Raw genomic sequence first — 16,733 nt, 5'->3', positions numbered from 1 at the left:
GCGGTGACCCGGCGCTGGCCGCGCTGCGATCGGACGTGGCCGAGCGGATGGGCCTGGTCGAGGACCTGTTACGGTCCGCCCGGCGGGCCGAGGAGCAGGGCGACCAGGACGGCGCGAGCGGCGCGTACCTGCAAGCGCTGTGCGGGGCGGCCGACGACCGGCGCGCCCTGCGCGGCCTGGTCCGCCTGCACCGGCCCGAGTCCGGCCACCACCCCCTGCTGCGCGCCGAACTGCGCCCGGATCACGTGGAGGTGAGCTGGCAGGACCGGCACGACGTCCCCGGCGAGTGGCGGCTACTGCGGCTGTACCGCACGGATCGGGGCAGACCCGCCGTACGGAGTGTGCGCGGCGCGGACCCGACGGCGGCCGGGACCGTACGGGACAAGGACGCCCCGCTGGGCTCCGGGGTACGGTACGCGGCCCTGCCGCTGCGGGACGGCCGGGTGGCGGGCCCGCCACTGGTGTCGCGCCGGCTGCTGGTCACTCCGGAGGTGGGACGCCCGGTACTGACGGACGGCCCGGCCCGCATCCACTGCTCCTGGCAGCGACCGACGGGCGCGATCGACGTCACGGTCGAGCACATGGGCCTGGACAGGACCCCCCGCCGCCCCGCCCAGCGACCAGCGGACGCACCCAAGGGCCCGGACGAGGCCGCCATCCGCCACGCACGGAGGCCAGCGGACGCCACCGGCAACACCGCCGAGCGCACGGGCCCGGACAAGTCCCCCCACCACCCGGCCCAGCGACCAGCGGACGCGCCCAAAGGCCCGGACAAGGCCGCCATCCGGCTTGCCCAACGGTCTGCGGCCGGCACCGACATCACCGTCGGCCTCACGGACCCGGACAAGGCCCCCCTCGACCCCGCCCAGCGACCACCGGACGCGCCCAAGAGCCCGGACGAAGCCGCCATCCGCCACGCACGGAAGCCGACGGACGCCACCGGCAACACCGCCGAGCGCACGGGCCCGGACAAGGCCCCCCTCCGCCCCACCCGGCGACCAGCCGACGCGCCGAAGAGCCCGGACGCGGCCGCCATACGGCTCACCCAGCAGTCTGCGGACGCCACCGACATCGGCGCCGAGCCCACGGGCCAGCACAACGCCGCCATCCGGCTCGTTCGGCGGCCCGACGGGTTCACGGTCACCGGGCTGCCGGCGGGCCCGCACTCGTTCCGGATCGTCTGTCACTACCGGGCGCTGGACGGCAGCCGGGTCGCCTCCCCGGGCCTGCGGGTGACCGGTACCGTCCACGCCTGGCCGGAGCCTGTGCGCAGTCTCGACGCGCGGGCCGACGGTGGGGCCGTGCGGTTCGAGTGGAGCGGTGGGCAGGGTGCCGAGGTGCGGCTGGTGGTGTGGCCCGGGCAGGCGCCGGCGCCGGGCACGGAGCTGCGTGCGCGGGAGCTGCCGGCCGCGCTGGACTGGCCCGAGAAGGCCGGCGCCCTGTGCCCTCCGCCGGGCACGTACACCGAGGTCGCCGCCGTCGCCGTACTCGGTGCGCGGGCGCTGGCCGGGCCGGCCGTCGGCGTGGAGGCCGTACACGCCGCGCCCGGGCTCACGGTCGAGCGGCTGCCTGACGGGCAGGCGCGGATCATGCTGGACTGGCCCGAGGGCGTCGGGCACGTCGTGGTCGGCTGGGCGGGCCTGGACGGCGCGGAGGGCGGCGGGGAGCGGATCCTGACCGCGCACGCCTACCGGCGCGGCGGGCTGCGGCTGCCCGTCGGCCCGGGGGCCGTGCGGATCCGGGCGGCGACCGTGCCCCGGGTGCCGGGCGCCGTCGTGGTGGTGCCGGACGCGGCCGAGGCACTGTTGCCGTCCGACGCCGCGATCCGGTACCAACTGGTGTGCGCGCAACGGCGGTTCCTCGGCCGGGGCGGCCGCACCCTGCTCCGGGTCACCCTGGCCGCGCCGGGCGGGCCCGGGGACGTACCGGAGTTCGTGTGCGTCGCACGCAGCGGTACCCTGCGCCCGCGCAGCCCCGCAGACGGCACGACCGTCCTGCGGATACCCGGGCCCGACCTGGCGCGGCACGGGACCGTCGAACAGGAGCTGCCGGCCTCCCCCTGCCCGGCCCCCTACACCCTGCGCGGCTTCCTGCTCGGGGAGCACGCGACCTCGGTGCGACTCGAAGAACCCCCTCTCGCCAGCCTGGTGGTGCGCTGAGCCATGACGACCGTGATCTGCCCCTACTGCTTCGCCCGCGCGTCGGCGGCCAAGCTGCCGTACCGCTGCCTGATGACCCCGAGCGGGGTGCGCGGCGGCGCGCCCTGCGGGCCCGAACGTGACGACGCCTGGGCCGGGTTCATGGGTCCCGGCGTGCCTCCGGCGGCCCGGATGCGCGGGCCCGTGTTCACTCCCGCGCGCAAGGTCGCGGGGCTCGGCGGCGGGGGCAGCAGCGTGCCCTGCCCGCAGTGCGGGGTGCCCACGCCGGTGCGGGTGTGCGGGTCCTGCCACAGCGATCTGCCGAGCGACTACTGCGACCAGGACAGCCGGATCATCGCGCTGGTCGGCGCGAAGGCGTCCGGCAAGAGCACCTATGTGTCCGTGCTGGTCAACGAGTTGAACCAGCGGGTGGGGCAGGCCTATCACGCCTCGCTCGCGGCGATGGGGCAGAGCACGCAGACGCGGGACAAGGAGATGGCCGAGGACCTGTACGAGCGGCTGCGGCTGCCGGACGCCACCCGGCCGGCCGCGCTCGGCTTCAACGACCCGCTGCTGTACCGGCTGAGCCTGCCCCGCAAGGGCCTGCTGGGCGGCGCCGGGACCCGGCACACCACACTGGTCTTCTTCGACGCGGCCGGTGAGGACCTCGCGGGCGCCGAGGCGATGGACCGCTACACCCGTTACCTCGGCGCCGCCGACGGGATCATCCTGCTCGTCGACCCGCTCCAACTCGGCTCGGTGCGCGACCGGTTGGCGGTGCACGAGGGGCCGCCGCTGCCCGTGGTGGAGACCTCGCCGCAGCAGATCGCCGCCGACCTGGCCGCCCAGCTGCGGGCCCACGGCAAGGGGAGGACACGGGGGCGGGTGTCCACGCCGATCGCGGTGGCGGTCACCAAGACGGACATGCTCAGACCCCTGCTGGACCCGCACTCCCCGCTGCTGCGCAACGCCCCGCACAGCGCGGGCACCTACGACGGCGAGGACCGGCTGGCCGTGCACGAGGAACTCCGCTCCCTGCTGACCGACTGGGACTCCGGCGCGCTGCTGCGCCAACTGGAGCTGGACTTCGCCGAGTTGTCCCTGTTCGGGCTGTCCGCGCTGGGGGCGCCGCCGCCCGCGGACGCCCCGGCGGACGTACCGAAGTCGGGTCCGCAGCCGGTGCGGGTGGAGGATCCGCTGCTGTGGCTGCTGTCCCGGCGCGGACTGCTGCCCGTGCGCGCGGCGGGGAAGGGGCGTGCCAAGTGAGCCTCGCCCAGCTGCACTACACCTCGGCGCCGCCCGGTCCGGACGGGTCGGGCTTCCGGTTCACCGCGGTCAGCCCCGGTGTGCCGCAGACGCTGCTGCGGGAGGCGGAGCAGCTCATCGGGTACGAGCCGCCGCGCGACCTGCCCGCGCGCCCGGACGCCGAGCAGCTGAAGGGCTTCCCGAAGGCCTTCAGCTGCAGTGAACTGTCCGACGGTGGAAGGCTGTTGAGCCGGTCGGTGTACACCGGAGCGGACTACAGCGGGCGGTGGGGCAACTTCCACGCCCACGCCCTGCATCTGCCGCCCGGGGTACGGCTGCCGGACGGGGCGCTGCCCATCACGGCCTGGGAGTCGCCGCGTTGGGCCGACGCCACTCCCCCGGACGGGCAGCCCCAGCCGGTGGACCGGTTCGAGCCGTCGGGTCTGCTGCGCCGGGACGGGCTGGTGGCCTTCGCCCGGTCCCGCGCGGACCGGCTCGCCGCGTTCTTCGCGGACCTGCGCGCCCTCACCGAGGAGACGGACACCCGGCAGATCGTCCTCGTGGAGCACGACAGCGCCGACGTGGCCCAGTGGATCGCGCTGGCCTGCACCGTCCTGCCGCGCGAACGGGCGCACCGGCTGACCTTCACCACGTACACGCGACGTCCGCAGCAGGCCCGTCAGCAGATCGTCGGGGCGCTGCCGTCCTCGGAGCCGGTCGGCCACGACCACCGGTTCCGGGTACACGACTGCACCGCCGGGGCCGACGAGGAACCCGTCCAGGACGCCTGGGCCGACGTGTGCGCGCGGGTCTGGGCGGCCGGCCGGCCCGAGTTGTTCCGCGACAGCTCAGGCGAGCTGGGCCCGCTCGCGGTGGCCGCGCTCGTCCAGGGCATCGGGCTGCGCGCCGACGGGCGTGCGGCGGCGGCCCGTTGGGCGGCGGAGCACGCGTTCACCCTGCCCCCGGAGACGCTCCCCGTGTTGATCGCGGCCCTGGCCGGCAGAAGCGGCAAGGGCCCCGGCGGGCAGAGCACGCGGTACAGCTTCACCGGTCAGGGCCGGAGCGGGCAGGACACCCGGTACAACTCCACCGGCCAGGAACGGGGCGCGCAGGGCACGCGGTACAGCCCCACCGGTACGCCCCTGGACGACGAACCGGCCGCGCTGGCGGCGCTGTCGGCCCGGCTGGACGGCCAGGTGCCCACCACCGTGTCGGCGCCGCTCGCCGCCCGCGTGCTGGCCACGGCGGTGCTCGGCCGGGGCCCGGTGCCCCCGCTGGTCGCGGGCTCGCTGACCCCCGCGCTCCGCGCCGAGCTGGCCCGGGACCTGGCTCCGGCCCTGCGGCAGGGCATCGCCGATGCGACCGAACCGGCCGCCGGCCGGCCCCTCGCCCTGCTGCGCGTCGCCGACCTGCTCGACGTGGACTGCACGGAGGCGCTACCGGAGTTCGCGGGGCGCATCGCCCGGGACCTGGTGAGCGAGCGGACCGGGGAGCCGACGGCTGAGCAACCGGCGGCCGAGAAACCGGCGGTGGAGAAACCGGCGGTGGAGAAACCGGCGCCCGAGGAGTCGTCCCCCGACGGCCCGGACGTTCCCGCCGCCCTCCTCGACGCCGTGCACGGTCACCCCGCGCTGCGCACCGCCCTGTTCGGCGCGCTGGACGCCCTCGCCGCCGCCAATCCCCCGGGGGCCGCAGGCCGGTTGGCGGGATCCGGGCTGCCGGTCTCGCTCGACTCCGGTTTCCCGCACCTGCGGATGTGCATCCAGGCCGACGGGGCACGGCGGGCCGGCGGCGACCGACGGCGCCGGTTCCACGACGTGCTGCGCACCGCCGGGGTCTCGCCACACGCCGAACCGGCAGTCCTGCGCACCGCGTTCCTCCTGGTGTGGCCGGACGGCCTGCCCACCGGGGAGGAGGCGAGCCTGCTGCTGAGCGAGCTGGGCTCGGACGCGCACCGGCTGGCCGGCACCCGGGACCTGCTGGTCGAGGCCGCCCTCGCCGCCCCGGCCGACGACCTCGCCGTACCGGTCCTCGCCGCCGACCTGCTGCGCTGCTTCACCACGGAGCTGCGGCCCGCGCACCGGGCGCCGCTGCTGCTGCTGGAGTACGCGGGGCTGCTCGACGCCGGCCAGGACGTCGAGGGCTGGGTGGAGCACGTGCGGCGGCTGCGGGACGGTGCGGCAGAGCCCGCACCCGAGCCGGTGACGCAGCGGGTGTACGACGCCGTCGCCCGCCGGCTGCTGGCCGTCCCGGCGCCGGGGAGCGAGGCCTACGCCGCGCCGCGCCCGACGGTGTCCGAGAGCGAGCTGTACGCGCTGGCCCGCTCGGGCGATCCGGGGCTGCTGGCCGCGTACGAGCGGGTGGCGCGCGGGGACCGGGTGGGCGAGCGGCTGCGCACCGTGCCGTCGTACGTGGCCGCCTGTTTCGGCGACTGGAGCGCGTACCCGCAGACGCACCCGGCCTGGGAGGCGACGCGCACGACCCTGCTGGCCAAGGTGCTGCGGCCGGTCGTGCGGGTGCTGCCCGACGAGGACCGGAGCGCGGTCGAGGAGGCGCTGCGCCGCACCGGCCGGGGCCGGCTGGACGCCTACCGCGCCTGGAACCGCCCCGGTGCGCTGGGCCGGCTCGCGGGACGGCTGACCGGGCGGGGGCGGCGCGAGGAGCGGCAGGCGACCTGGTACGGCGATGTGGACCCGCCGGGCGGGGGAGGCCGCCGATGAACGTGGGCGGGGAGGACAACGCCGGTGTGCTGGTCCTGGTGCTCCTGGCCCTGTTCGGCTGGGCCGGGGTCGTGGCCGTCGCGGTGTGCGTGTCCCGCACGCTGTGGGAGTTCCTCGGGCGCGGGGTGCAGGCCGTGTGGCGCGGGCTCGGGCCCTGGCAGGCGGGCCGCACCGACCCGCGGCTCGCGGCGGTCGGAAGCAGTGAGCCCGCGCATCTCGCCTACTGGTGGCGGCAGTCGTGGGCGGACGCGGTGTCCTCGGGGCTCGCCGGGATGCGGGCCGTCTGGTCCGCCTTCGCCTATCCGTGGCTGAGCCGGACCGTGCGCAACCTGTTCCAGGGGCGCCGCGCCTCGGGTGTGCGCGTCACGGCGCCGCTGTACCGGCTCCTGCTGGCCGTGCTGATCGCGCCCGGTACGGCCGCGGGCGCGCTGGTCGGCGCCGCGCTGGCGACGCTGCTGCTCGGCGCGGTGCTGGTGCTGTTCGCGCTGCTGCTGGCCGTGGTGTGGCTGGGCTGGGCCGCCGGTGTGCCCGTGCTGCGCGGGGTGGAGCGCGGTTGGCTGCTGCTGCGCGGCATCCGCGTCAAGTGCCCGCACCCCGGCTGCTACGCACCGGTCCCGCTGGCGCTGCACCGCTGCCCCAGCTGTCAGGCGATGCATGCCGAGTTGCGGCCCGGGCGGTACGGGGTGCTGTGGCACGTGTGCCGGTGCGGGCACCGGATGCCGGCCTCCCGGCTGTTGGGGCGCGGGAAGCTCACGGCACTGTGTCCGCGCTGCGAGCAGTTCCTGCCCCGGGCGGCGGGCACCATGCGTGTGGTGCACACCCCGCTGGTCGGCGGTACCTCGTCGGGCAAGACGATGCTGATGGCGGCCATGGTCGAGGGACTGCACTCCTGGTCCCGGCAGGGCGAACTGCGCGTCGAGTACGCCACCGTCGACGACCAGCGCACCCAGACCGGCCTCAACCAGGAGCTGAACAGCACCGGTTGGGCCCACGCCACCACCGGCGGCCAGCCGCGCGCCATGATGCTGACCGTGGCCCGGGGCCGCAGGCGGCGCCTGCTGTACCTGTACGACCCGATGGGCGAGCAGGTGAGCGACGCCGAACGGGTGCGCGCCCAGCGGTACCTGGCGCACGCGGACGGGGTGGTCCTGGTCGCCGACGTGCTGGCCGATCCCAAGGTCCGCGGCCGGCTGGACCCCGCGGAGACCGAGCGGACGGACCGGGCGCGGCCCTCGGCGCAGGGCCCCTGGGAGACGTACCAGCGCCTCACCGGGGAGCTGGCGGCGCTCACCGGCCGGCGGTCCCGGATGTCCGTGGCCACCGTGGTCACCAAGCGGGACGTGCTGGACCGGCTGACCTCGCTGCCGGTGCCCGGTCCGCGCATCGACGACTGGCTCGGCGACGTCGGTCTCGGCGCGCTGGTCCGCGCCCTCGGCCATGACTTCGGGGCGGCCCGCTACTGGGCGGTCAGCGCCCACGCCGCCACCGGCACCGGGCCGCTGGAGAGCGAGCAGCGCCGGGCCGCCGAGCCGGTGCTGTGGCTGCTCGCGGCCTCGGGGCTGCGCACCGGCCCGCTCACCGGATCCGGCGCAGGCGGCGGCCGGCCGCCCAGGCAGCGGCGGCGGCCGGACGACGCCGAGACGGGGAGGTACAGCCCGGCATGAACCAGGTCACCCCCTCCGTCTCACGGGCCCGGCGGGCGCTGGCGGGCCTCTTCGTCACCGCCCTGGTCCTGGCGGTGGCCGCGCTCGCCTACGGCGTACGGCTGCTGCTGCCCTGACCGACCCGAACTCCCCATCACCTGAAAGGAATCACGGCGTGAGCGACATTCCCGGCGGGGCCATGGCCAACCGGCCGGTCCACTTCATCTGGCTGCTCGACTGCTCGTACTCGATGCAGGGCGAGAAGATCGCGAAGCTCAACTACGCGATCAGAGAAGCCATCCCGGAGATGCGGTCGGTGGCCCACGACAACCCGGCGGCCCAACTGCTGCTGCGGACCGTCACCTTCTCCACCACGGCCCGGTGGCACCACCAGACCCCGGTCCCGGTCGACGACTTCACCTGGCAGGACGTGCAGGTCGACGGCATGACCAACCTCGGTGAGGCGCTGCACCTGGTGGCGCGGGAGCTGCAGACCCCGCCGATGCCGCAGCGGGCGCTGAAGCCGGTGCTGGCGCTGGTCTCGGACGGGGTGCCCACCGACGACTGGCGGGCGGGCCTGAAGGCCGTCGACGCGAGTCCCTGGGGCCGCAAGGCGGTGCGGGTCGCCATCGCGATCGGCGCGGACGCGGACCGCGGGGTGCTCCAGGAGTTCCTCGGCAATCCCGAACTGCAGCCGCTGGACGCCAACAGCCCCAAGCAGCTGGCCGCCGCGATCCGGTGGGCGTCCACGGCGGCCGTGAAGGCGGCCTCCCAGCCGGTCCTGGGCGACAGCTCGGGCAAGACCCTGACCATGGCCAAACAGCCGTACGCACCGCCGGTGCTGGACGACGACGATGACGACGACGTGTGGTGACGCTCGGGGTGCGACGGTGGGAGACGCTCGCGGACAGCGTCCAGGGGGTCAACAAGCGGCGCAACCAGGACTGGTACGAGTGCCGGGGCACCGGATCCGATGAGGATCCGCTGGTTCTCGCCGTGGCGGACGGGCACGGCTCGGCGGTGCACGCGCGCAGCGAGCTGGGCGCGCGGTTCGCCGTGGACCGGTTCGTGGGTCTCGCCGCCCACTTCGGCCGGGCGGCGCACGACTGTCACGAGCCGGGGCGGCTGGCCCGGCTGATGACGTACGCCCGGGACGACTTCCCGCGCGCGCTGGTGCACGAGTGGCGGCAGGCGGCCCTCGGGCACTGGGACCGCAACCGTCCGGTCGTCGAGGAGGCGTCCCGGGAGCCGGGCCCCGAGGACAAGCTGGTGCTGTACGGCACGACGCTGATCGGTGCCGTGCTCACACCGTGGCTGTTCGTGGCCTGGCAGCTCGGCGACGGGGACCTCGCGGTGGTGGAGCACGACGGCACGCTGAGCCGGCCGCTCGCGCCCGCCGAGGAGGACCTGGGCGACGAGACGGAGTCGCTGTGCGGGCGCGAGGCCTGGCGGTCCATGCGGATGTACTGGGCGCCGGTGTTCGAGGAGGCGCGCGCCCCACGGCTGGTGGTGCTCTCCACGGACGGGCTGTCGAAGAGCTTCGCGTCGGCCGACGGGTACCGCGAGTTCGTCGCGGGCCTGGCCGGCCGGCTGGCCGAGGAGGGCGGTACGGGGGTGCGGAAGGTGCTGCCCGAGTGGCTGGCGCAGGCCGCGCGCTACTCGGGGGACGACACGACGCTGGCGGCGGCGCTGCGCTCGGCACAGGACGCCGTCGTGGACGACATGGAGCAGGCCGCGGACGCGGGTGGTCCGGTGGACACGGAAGAACGGAAGACGGAGACGTAGATGAGCGGCATGCTCGATGGCGGGACGCGCCTCGCGGCTCAGACCGGTGACGAGGTCGAGATCGTCGACTTCCTCGGCGCGGGCGGCCAGGGCGAGGTGTACCGGGTCCGCACACCGGACGGGGAGCGGGCGCTGAAGTGGTACTACCCGACCTGCGCGACCGACGAACAGGAGGTGATCGTAAGGGAGTTGGTCGCCCGAGACTTCGCCGACGACCGGTTCCTGTGGCCGGAGGCGTACGTGCCCGCGCACCGCGGCTCGTTCGGCTATCTGATGGGGCTGCGCCCGGACCGTTACAAGGGTCTTCCGGCGCTGTTCCGGCGGCAGTTGCGCACCAGCCCGCGCGCGCTGCTGACGGCCTGCCTGTACACGGTGGAGGCCTACCAGGCGCTGCACTCGCGGGGCATCGCCTACCGGGACATCTCCTGGGGCAACATCTTCTTCGACCCGGCCACCGGTGACGTGCTGGTCTGCGACAACGACAACGCGGTGGTGGAGGGGGACGCCAGCGGCATCTCGGGGACCATGGAGTTCATGGCGCCGGAGCTGGTGCGCGGCGACCCGGGGGCGCGCCCCGGCACCCAGTCCGACCTGCACTCGCTCGCCGTGCTGCTGTTCATGTTCCTGATGAACCATCACCCGCTCAAGGGCAGGCTGGAGTTGGGCATCCACTGTTTGGACGAGGCGGCCGAGCGCAAGCTGTACGGCAGGAGTCCGCTGTTCGTGTTCGACCCGGCGGACGACTCCAACGCGCCGGACCCGATGGAGCACGCGACCGTGCTGGCCACCTGGGACGCGGCGGCGGGGACGCTGCAGGAGCTGTTCCGGCGGTCCTTCACGGTCGGGCTGCGTGATCCGGCGGCCCGGGTGCGGGAGTCCGAGTGGCGCAACGCGCTGCGGGCGGTGCTGGACTCGGTGGTCGAGTGCGCCTCCTGCGGGCGGCAGAACATGACCGAGCCGGGCGAGAACCCGCCGCCCCGGCCCTGTTGGGGCTGTGGGGCGCTGCTGGTGCTCCCGCCGCGGCTGACGGTGACCACTCCCCCGCCCCGCACCGAGCACCACGTCCGGCTGCGCCGGGGTGCCCGGGTGCAGGCCCATCATCTGCTGCCGGAGCCGGCGCGCCACGACTGCTCGGATGCCGCGCTCGTCGCGGAGCTGGTCGAACACCCCAAGAAGCCGGGCCGGTTCGGCATCGCGAACCGGTCGCGGCAGACCTGGACGGGCACCCGCTCCGACGGCACCGCGCAGAAGATCGAGCCCGGTCAGACCGTGCCGCTCAGGGCGGGCCTGGAACTGGACCTCGGTGACGGGGTACGGGCGGTGGTGCGGGCCAAGTGAGGTGTGGACGGGGCCCCGTGACGGCGGCGGGGTCCCGTCCGCTCACAGGCCCATGACATGCATGAGCTGCTGGGTGAACGTGAGGCTGCCGGTGCCTGCGGCGGCGCCGATGCTGATGGCCTCCAGGGCGGAGCGGATGCGGCCGCGGTTCGGCGGACCGCCGTCCCCGACGGACTCCATCATCGCGCCGCGGATGGTCTCTCCGTGCCGCACGAGGCCCGGGTACTCGGCGTGCAGGGCCTCCAGCAGCCCGTCCGCGAGCCGGACGAGGGCCTCCGAGGCCGGGTCGTAGGGGTTGATCTCGATACGGCCGTGATCGCCGATGTTGGCGGGACCGTTGATGTTCCCGAAGTTGTAGGTGCTCATCGTCCTGTCCTGACTCCTGCTTCGTGAGGGCCGGCGGGGCTGGGGTTATGACGTGGGCGGGCCGGAGCCGGCGGGTCCCGGTCCGCCCTGGGGTCCCGGTCCGCCGTGCGGCCCGGGGCCCTGCTGACCGCCCATGGCGATCGTGCCGTTGTTGCCGAAGATGCTGGGACCGCTGACGTTACCGATGTTGTAGGTCTGTGTGCTGATGACCTGTAAAGCCTTGTCGTACGAGCTGGTGTCGACATGGTGGTCCTGGAGGAAACGCTCCGTGGCGACGAGCACGCCCTGCTGGAGCCGGAACAGGAAGTCCTGCGCGTCCATCCGCTCGGTGTAGCCCGCCTCGTCCCAGGCGCCGAGATCCTCGCGCAGGCTGCCCTTGGCGCCGTAGTCGTACCGGACGTGCTGCTTGGTGATCGCCTTGCGCTGCCTGGTCAGCCAGCGGTCGTGGTCGCGTCGCCAGCGGCTGCGCGCGGTCAACCGGCCGAGGGCGCCGCGCAGTTGGGGGCCGGTGTGGGAGGTGGCGTACTTGACGAGGTCCCACCAGCGTTCGCGGGGGGCCACCGGAAGGCGGTCCACGCGGTGGAAGCGGCCGTCCAGCGGGGGTATCGCGTAGGCGGCGACCTCCCAGGTCAGGCTGGGTGGCTGCAGGTTCGCCCGCAGGTACATGGAGACGATCATCCGGCCGCCCTCGCCGATGCGTTCCAGGCACAGGTGGGTGCGCATGCCCGCGCCGGGGCTCTGCAGCCCCGCCTGCACCAGCTGCTTGGGTATCCGGGCGCGGGGTCTGCGGGTGCTGTCGGGGACCAGTTCGGGCAGGTAGCAGGCGTTGCTCCCGATGACGTAGAGCCGGTTCTGCGCCCGCAGGTTCGGCAGTCCGGAGATGGTCTCCAGGTGGCGGGCCACGTAGGTGTGCAGGTCGACGGCGTCGAAGGGCAGCAGCGGGAACTTGCCGCCGGCGGGGTCGTCGGCGGGTCTGCTGACGTCGATGGGCTGCCAGACCAGCTCCTTGATCTTCTCGCCGCTGCCGACGAACGGCTTGGTCTGGGCGGACGCGTCCGCGTACGGCAGGACGTTGGCGCGTTTCAGCTCGTTCAGCCAGTCCTCCGCCTCGGCCTCCACGGGCGGCGCCGTCCGCTCGGGTTTCTCCGCGGAGTGGAACACCTCGCGTGCCGTGTCACGTCCCACGGACTCCTTGTGGTGGACCAGGGTCCAGGCGATCACGTACGCGCCGAGAGGGCCGAAAATCGCCACCCATCCGAGTGATCCGTGCCCGTTGACCAGAGCCCACCCTCCCGCCAGGACGGCGACCGGCACGACCACCGCGAGGCACGCCAGCCGGCGGTCGAGGGCGGCTCGGCGGCGGGCGGCCACGCGCGCGTGCCGGGCGAGGGCGACGAAGTTGATGCCGAGGCTCAACCCCAGGGCGTCCAGCCGGTCCCCGGTGAGCGCCCGGTCCACGTACAGGGCGAAGTCGTCGTCGAGGTGTACCGAGGCGCACAGGCGCCGGGTCACCGAGTCCTTCCGGTACTGCGGCAGCGTGGGTAATGGTCTCCCCGGCACACTCATCCGCTCCCCCTCGGCCGTTCCGCGCGCTTCACCCTAGGGACAACCCGGGGGGTTTGTCGCGGGGTTCCGGGGAGCCGGGCCGCCGCGGTCCGGCGCTCCCCTGTGACGTCGGACCGCGGTCGGCTCTTGGTTCTGCGTCATCTCGGCCGGATGTGTCACTGACAAAGGGACTTCGTCACACCGAAGGGGATGTTTATCAGCCAACCCTTCTTCATCGCCTGTCAATTGCCGCGCAGGTCCGATCAGTCGAAGCGGAGTGCTCCCGTGCGGGTGCGCTTGAGTTCGAAGAAGTCGGGGTGGTGGGCCAACACCCGGAAGCTGTCGAAGAGTTCGGCCGCCTCGGCACCGCGCGGAATCGCGCGCAGGACGGGGCCGAACCACACGGTGCCGTCGACATGGATCGTGGGCGTGCCCACGTAGTCGCCCGAGTCCGGTTCGGCGCCCGCCTCGTGGCTGCGGCGCACCGCGTCGTCGTACGCCGGGTCGTGCGCGGCGGCCAACAGGTCGACGGGGAGCCCGAGTTCGTCCAGGGACTCGGCGATCACGGTGTCGAAGTCCTTGATCCCCCGCTCGTGGATCCGGGTGCCGAACGCGGTGTACAGGTCGCGCAGCACCTTCTCGCCGTGCCGCTCGGCGGCGGCCACGGCGACCCGGACCGGGCCGATCGAGCGGTCGACCAAGTCCCGGTACCAGTCCGGGAGTTCGTTGCCGATGTTGTGCAGGTACAGGCTCATGGCGTGGAAGCGGAGGTCGAGCGGCCGGGTGCGCTCGACCTCCAGCAGCCAGCGGGAGGTGATCCAGGCGAAGGGGCAGGCGGGGTCGAAGTAGAAGTCGACACGGGTCGGGTCGGGGCTCGTCGTACGGCTGTTCTCGCTGCGCGTCATGGCGCCGACGCTAGTCCGCCAATGGTGCAGAATCCCGACCCAATTCGATTCTCCTTCAGTGGTCCACTTCCGGCTCTCCCGGGGCGGTGATCTCGATCTCCCGCAGGCGGTCCGGCTCGGCGACGACCTCGACCCTGGTGATCCGGCCGTCGTCGTCGAAGGTGAAGGCCAGGACCACCCGCGGCCGGCCGTGCGGCGCCATGACCAGGCCGAACCGGCCGTCCAGCAGGGCGAGGCCGGTGAACTGGGCGCGGGCCACGGCGGCCATGGCGCCCCGGGCGACCGGCTCGGCGCCGTGGACCGTGATCGGTTCGGGGGTGGGGACGACCCGGGCGTCGGCGTGCAGCACCACGTCCGGGGCGAGCAGGGCGACCAGGGCCGCGAAGTCGCCGCACCGGGTCGCGGCCAGGAAGGCCTCGACGGCCTCCCGGCGGCGGCCCGCGTCCGCGGTGGACGCGGGGGTCCGGCCCCGGACCCGGCGGCGGGCCCGGCTGGCCAGCTGCCGGGTGGCGGCCGGGGTCTTCTCCAGCAGCGGGGCGATGTCGTCGAAGGGCACGGCGAACAGGTCGTGCAGGACGAAGGCGACCCGCTCGGCGGGGGCCAGGGTGTCCAGGACGACGAGCAGGGCGACGCCGACCTCGTCGGCCAGCAGCGCCTCACGGGCCGGGTCGCCCGCCTCGCCGCCGGGGGCCGCGTCCGGATCCCGGTGGTCGAGGGGGTCCTCCCGGCGGTTGCGGCGCGTGCGCAACTGGTTCAGGCACACCCGGGTCACTACCGTGGTCAGCCAGCCGGTGAGGTTCTCGACCTCACCGAGGTCGGCCTGCTGGACGCGCAGCCAGGCGTCCTGCAGGGCGTCGTCCGCCTCGACGGCCGAGCCGAGCAACCGGTACGCCACGGCCGCGAGATGCGGCCGGTCCGCCTCGAACCGTGCCGCAAGCCGTGCGCTGTCCTGTGTGACGCCGTCCACCGTGCCCCCGTCCCTTCCTGCACGCCCGCGCGTCGCGAGCCCGCGGGACACGAAACGCCAACCCGGCCGGAAGATCAACCGCCTTTGCAATCAGCTGCACACCGGTCAGTCGCACACCGGTCGGCCGCTCACCGGTCAGCCGCCCGCTCCGCCTCGTCGGCCAGTCGTACCAGCTCCGCGACCGGCAGGGAGCCCGCCGGCCGGTGTTCCCGGGCGAACCGGTTGGCGAGGCGCTGCAGCAGTTCGTTCAGCGGGGTCGGTACGCCGTGCAGACGGCCGAGAAGGACGATCTCGCCGTTGAGGTGGTCGGCCTCGATGGTGCCGGTGCCGCGGACGAGGGACTGCCAGGAGGAGCCGCCGCCGCGCGGGGCCCCGTCGAGCGGGACCAGGGTGACCTTGTCCCCGCGTGCCTCCTTCTGCTCCTCGGCGCTCGCGTACGCGATCCCGGCGGCGTCGAGCACGGCCTCCCCCTCGGCCCGCACCCTCGTGTACAGGGCCATGGCCTGCTCGTTGTCGACAGGACCGCTGACGGCCTCCAGGGCGTTGCCGAGGTTGCCGAGCAGCTTGGCGTACTGCCAGCGGGCCACGTCCGGCACGACCGGCGCCTCGAAGCGGGCGGCCGCCAGGTCGGCGGCGATGCGCCGGGCGGTGTCGTCGGTGCCGTGCGGATACCGGCCCAGGTGCAGGATGCCGGTGAGCGGGGTGCCGGCGGCGGAGACGACTCCGGGTTCCACGAAGGTCGAGGGCAGCCAGACGCAGACACCGTACACGTGACGGAAGCGGCGCAGTGCCAGACGCGGGCTCTCCACGCCGTTCTGCAGGCACACCAGCGGCAGCTGCTCCGCCGCCGTCCCGCCGCCCGCGACCGGGGCCTCGCCCCAGGTCTCCAGGGCGGCCACGGTGTCCTGTGTCTTCACGGCCAGGACGAGGACGTCGTCGGCGCGCAGTTCGCCGAGCGGGTCCGGTCCGTCGACGGCGGGCAGCCGGTACGTCGACTCGCCCTCCGGTACCCGCAGCCTCAGCCCCCGCTCGGCGAGTGCCGCCAGGTGCCGGCCACGGGCGACGAGCACGACCTCACGCCCGGCCTGGGCCAGCCGCCCGCCGACGGTGCCGCCGACCGCCCCTGCCCCGATGATGACGTAGCGCATGGGACAGAGCCTCGCACACCGGCCGTCGCCCTCGGCCCGGGGCTCCCGTCACCCTTCCGGAGCGGTCAACTCGACCAGTTTGAGCACGGTGTTCCAGTTCCGGCTGGTGGCGATGACGCCCTTGGTGATCCGCGGCCGGGACAGGGCCTCGGCGAGCTTGGAGCGGCCGAGGCCGTCCGGGGCGTACAGGTACAGACACCGGTCGCCGAGGCGGAACTCCTCGGGGAGATGGGCGGCGGGGTCGATCTCCGCGAAGCGCTCCGCGGTGACCGGTGCGTTGAAGTAGGTGACGTGCAGTTGCCTGGCCTCCAGTTCGGCGGCGGGGAACGGGCAGGCGTCGGCCACCGCCCGCAGATAGGTGTGCTCGCGCACGATCACGTCGACCGGGAAGCCGAACCGCTCCTCGATGGCCCGGGCCAACTCGGCCGCCAGGGACTCCTCGTCGCCCCGGTCGGTGGTGAAGACGGCCTGCCCGCTCTGCAGATGGGTCCGTACGCCGTCGTGGCCGAGGCCGGTCATGAGCGTGCGCAGATCGGCCATCGGGAGCTTCTTGCTGCCGCCGACGTTGATTCCGCGCAGCAGCGCCGCATAGGTCGTCATACGGCCAGCCTAGATCGGCCGCCGTGCCCCGTGGGGGTGGGCACGGCGGCCGTACCCGTGCGTACGCCGGGCTGCGCGAAACTCTGTCCGATCCGGAGGGTGCGGATCAACTCCTGAATGCAGCTGTGACTTGTTCAACAACCTTTCGTAATCACAAAGTGGATCTCTGTCGGCGGATCGGACATCCCTGAGTCCCGCCCCCGAGAGCCGGCCGCGACAACCCCGATAGATGTAAGGGGCCGTGGTCCTCCCCAGCGGTGACCCGGGCACTCGACACTTCACCGGGCAGCACGACGAGACGTCCTTACCCGGCCCATACCGTCGAAGTGAAGC

Annotated in this window: 13 protein-coding genes; 7 read left to right on the top strand and 6 right to left on the bottom strand. The window is 74.0% G+C overall.

Annotated features, from left to right (window positions below; genetic code table 11):
* The first annotated feature begins 47 nt into the window (after window positions 1–47).
* The 7 genes from ACFY3C_RS25500 to ACFY3C_RS25470 all read left to right on the top strand — a co-directional run bounded on the left by ACFY3C_RS25500 (window position 48) and on the right by ACFY3C_RS25470 (window position 10,869).
* A complete protein-coding gene (locus ACFY3C_RS25500; protein ID WP_390772416.1) occupies window positions 48–2,159 on the top strand; it encodes a hypothetical protein in 2,112 nt (703 codons plus the stop codon).
* A gap of 3 nt (window positions 2,160–2,162) precedes the next feature.
* Complete coding sequence (locus ACFY3C_RS25495) at window positions 2,163–3,404, top strand: hypothetical protein (protein ID WP_390772356.1); 1,242 nt, start codon at window positions 2,163–2,165, stop codon at window positions 3,402–3,404.
* On the top strand, window positions 3,401–6,103 hold the full coding sequence (locus ACFY3C_RS25490) for a GTPase-associated protein 1-related protein (protein ID WP_390772355.1): 2,703 nt from the start codon (window positions 3,401–3,403) through the stop codon (window positions 6,101–6,103). The genes ACFY3C_RS25495 and ACFY3C_RS25490 overlap by 4 nt, the downstream gene beginning before the upstream one ends.
* The gene (locus ACFY3C_RS25485; RefSeq protein WP_390772354.1) at window positions 6,100–7,767 is read left to right on the top strand and encodes a hypothetical protein; all 1,668 of its coding nucleotides are present in this window, start codon (window positions 6,100–6,102) and stop codon (window positions 7,765–7,767) included. The genes ACFY3C_RS25490 and ACFY3C_RS25485 overlap by 4 nt, the downstream gene beginning before the upstream one ends.
* 178 nt (window positions 7,768–7,945) lie before the next feature.
* Window positions 7,946–8,620 carry a tellurium resistance protein gene (locus ACFY3C_RS25480; RefSeq protein WP_390772415.1) on the top strand — a complete coding sequence of 225 codons (675 nt, stop codon included), beginning with the start codon at window positions 7,946–7,948 and terminating at the stop codon, window positions 8,618–8,620.
* Window positions 8,614–9,531, top strand: coding sequence for a PP2C family serine/threonine-protein phosphatase (locus ACFY3C_RS25475; protein ID WP_390772353.1), 918 nt, complete (start codon window positions 8,614–8,616; stop codon window positions 9,529–9,531). The genes ACFY3C_RS25480 and ACFY3C_RS25475 overlap by 7 nt, the downstream gene beginning before the upstream one ends.
* A complete protein-coding gene (locus ACFY3C_RS25470; RefSeq protein WP_390772352.1) occupies window positions 9,532–10,869 on the top strand; it encodes a protein kinase in 1,338 nt (445 codons plus the stop codon).
* A gap of 42 nt (window positions 10,870–10,911) precedes the next feature.
* On the opposite strand, the gene ACFY3C_RS25465 is transcribed toward ACFY3C_RS25470, so the two are convergent.
* The 6 genes from ACFY3C_RS25465 to ACFY3C_RS25440 all read right to left on the bottom strand — a co-directional run bounded on the left by ACFY3C_RS25465 (window position 10,912) and on the right by ACFY3C_RS25440 (window position 16,400).
* A complete protein-coding gene (locus ACFY3C_RS25465) occupies window positions 10,912–11,235 on the bottom strand; it encodes a hypothetical protein (RefSeq protein ID WP_386575565.1) in 324 nt (107 codons plus the stop codon).
* Window positions 11,236–11,280: 45 nt separating this feature from the next.
* The gene (locus ACFY3C_RS25460) at window positions 11,281–12,801 is read right to left on the bottom strand and encodes a hypothetical protein (protein ID WP_390772351.1); all 1,521 of its coding nucleotides are present in this window, start codon (window positions 12,799–12,801) and stop codon (window positions 11,281–11,283) included.
* A 242-nt stretch (window positions 12,802–13,043) separates the two neighbouring features.
* Window positions 13,044–13,685 (bottom strand): DsbA family protein, encoded by a 642-nt coding sequence (locus ACFY3C_RS25455; protein ID WP_390772350.1) that lies wholly within the window; start codon window positions 13,683–13,685, stop codon window positions 13,044–13,046.
* A 55-nt stretch (window positions 13,686–13,740) separates the two neighbouring features.
* Window positions 13,741–14,652: a sigma-70 family RNA polymerase sigma factor gene (locus ACFY3C_RS25450; protein ID WP_390772349.1), complete on the bottom strand. Its 912-nt coding sequence runs from the start codon at window positions 14,650–14,652 to the stop codon at window positions 13,741–13,743.
* A gap of 128 nt (window positions 14,653–14,780) precedes the next feature.
* Window positions 14,781–15,800 (bottom strand): ketopantoate reductase family protein, encoded by a 1,020-nt coding sequence (locus ACFY3C_RS25445; RefSeq protein ID WP_386575569.1) that lies wholly within the window; start codon window positions 15,798–15,800, stop codon window positions 14,781–14,783.
* Between the two features lie 48 nt (window positions 15,801–15,848).
* Complete coding sequence (locus tag ACFY3C_RS25440) at window positions 15,849–16,400, bottom strand: DUF1697 domain-containing protein (protein WP_390772348.1); 552 nt, start codon at window positions 16,398–16,400, stop codon at window positions 15,849–15,851.
* Between the last annotated feature and the right edge of the window lie 333 nt (window positions 16,401–16,733).

Origin of the sequence: Streptomyces sp. NPDC001410, assembly GCF_042895235.1 — a bacterium.
Classification (GTDB): domain Bacteria; phylum Actinomycetota; class Actinomycetes; order Streptomycetales; family Streptomycetaceae; genus Streptomyces.
The sequence above is the reverse complement of the archived record's forward strand: the minus strand, read 5'-3'. Positions and strand labels throughout refer to the sequence as shown.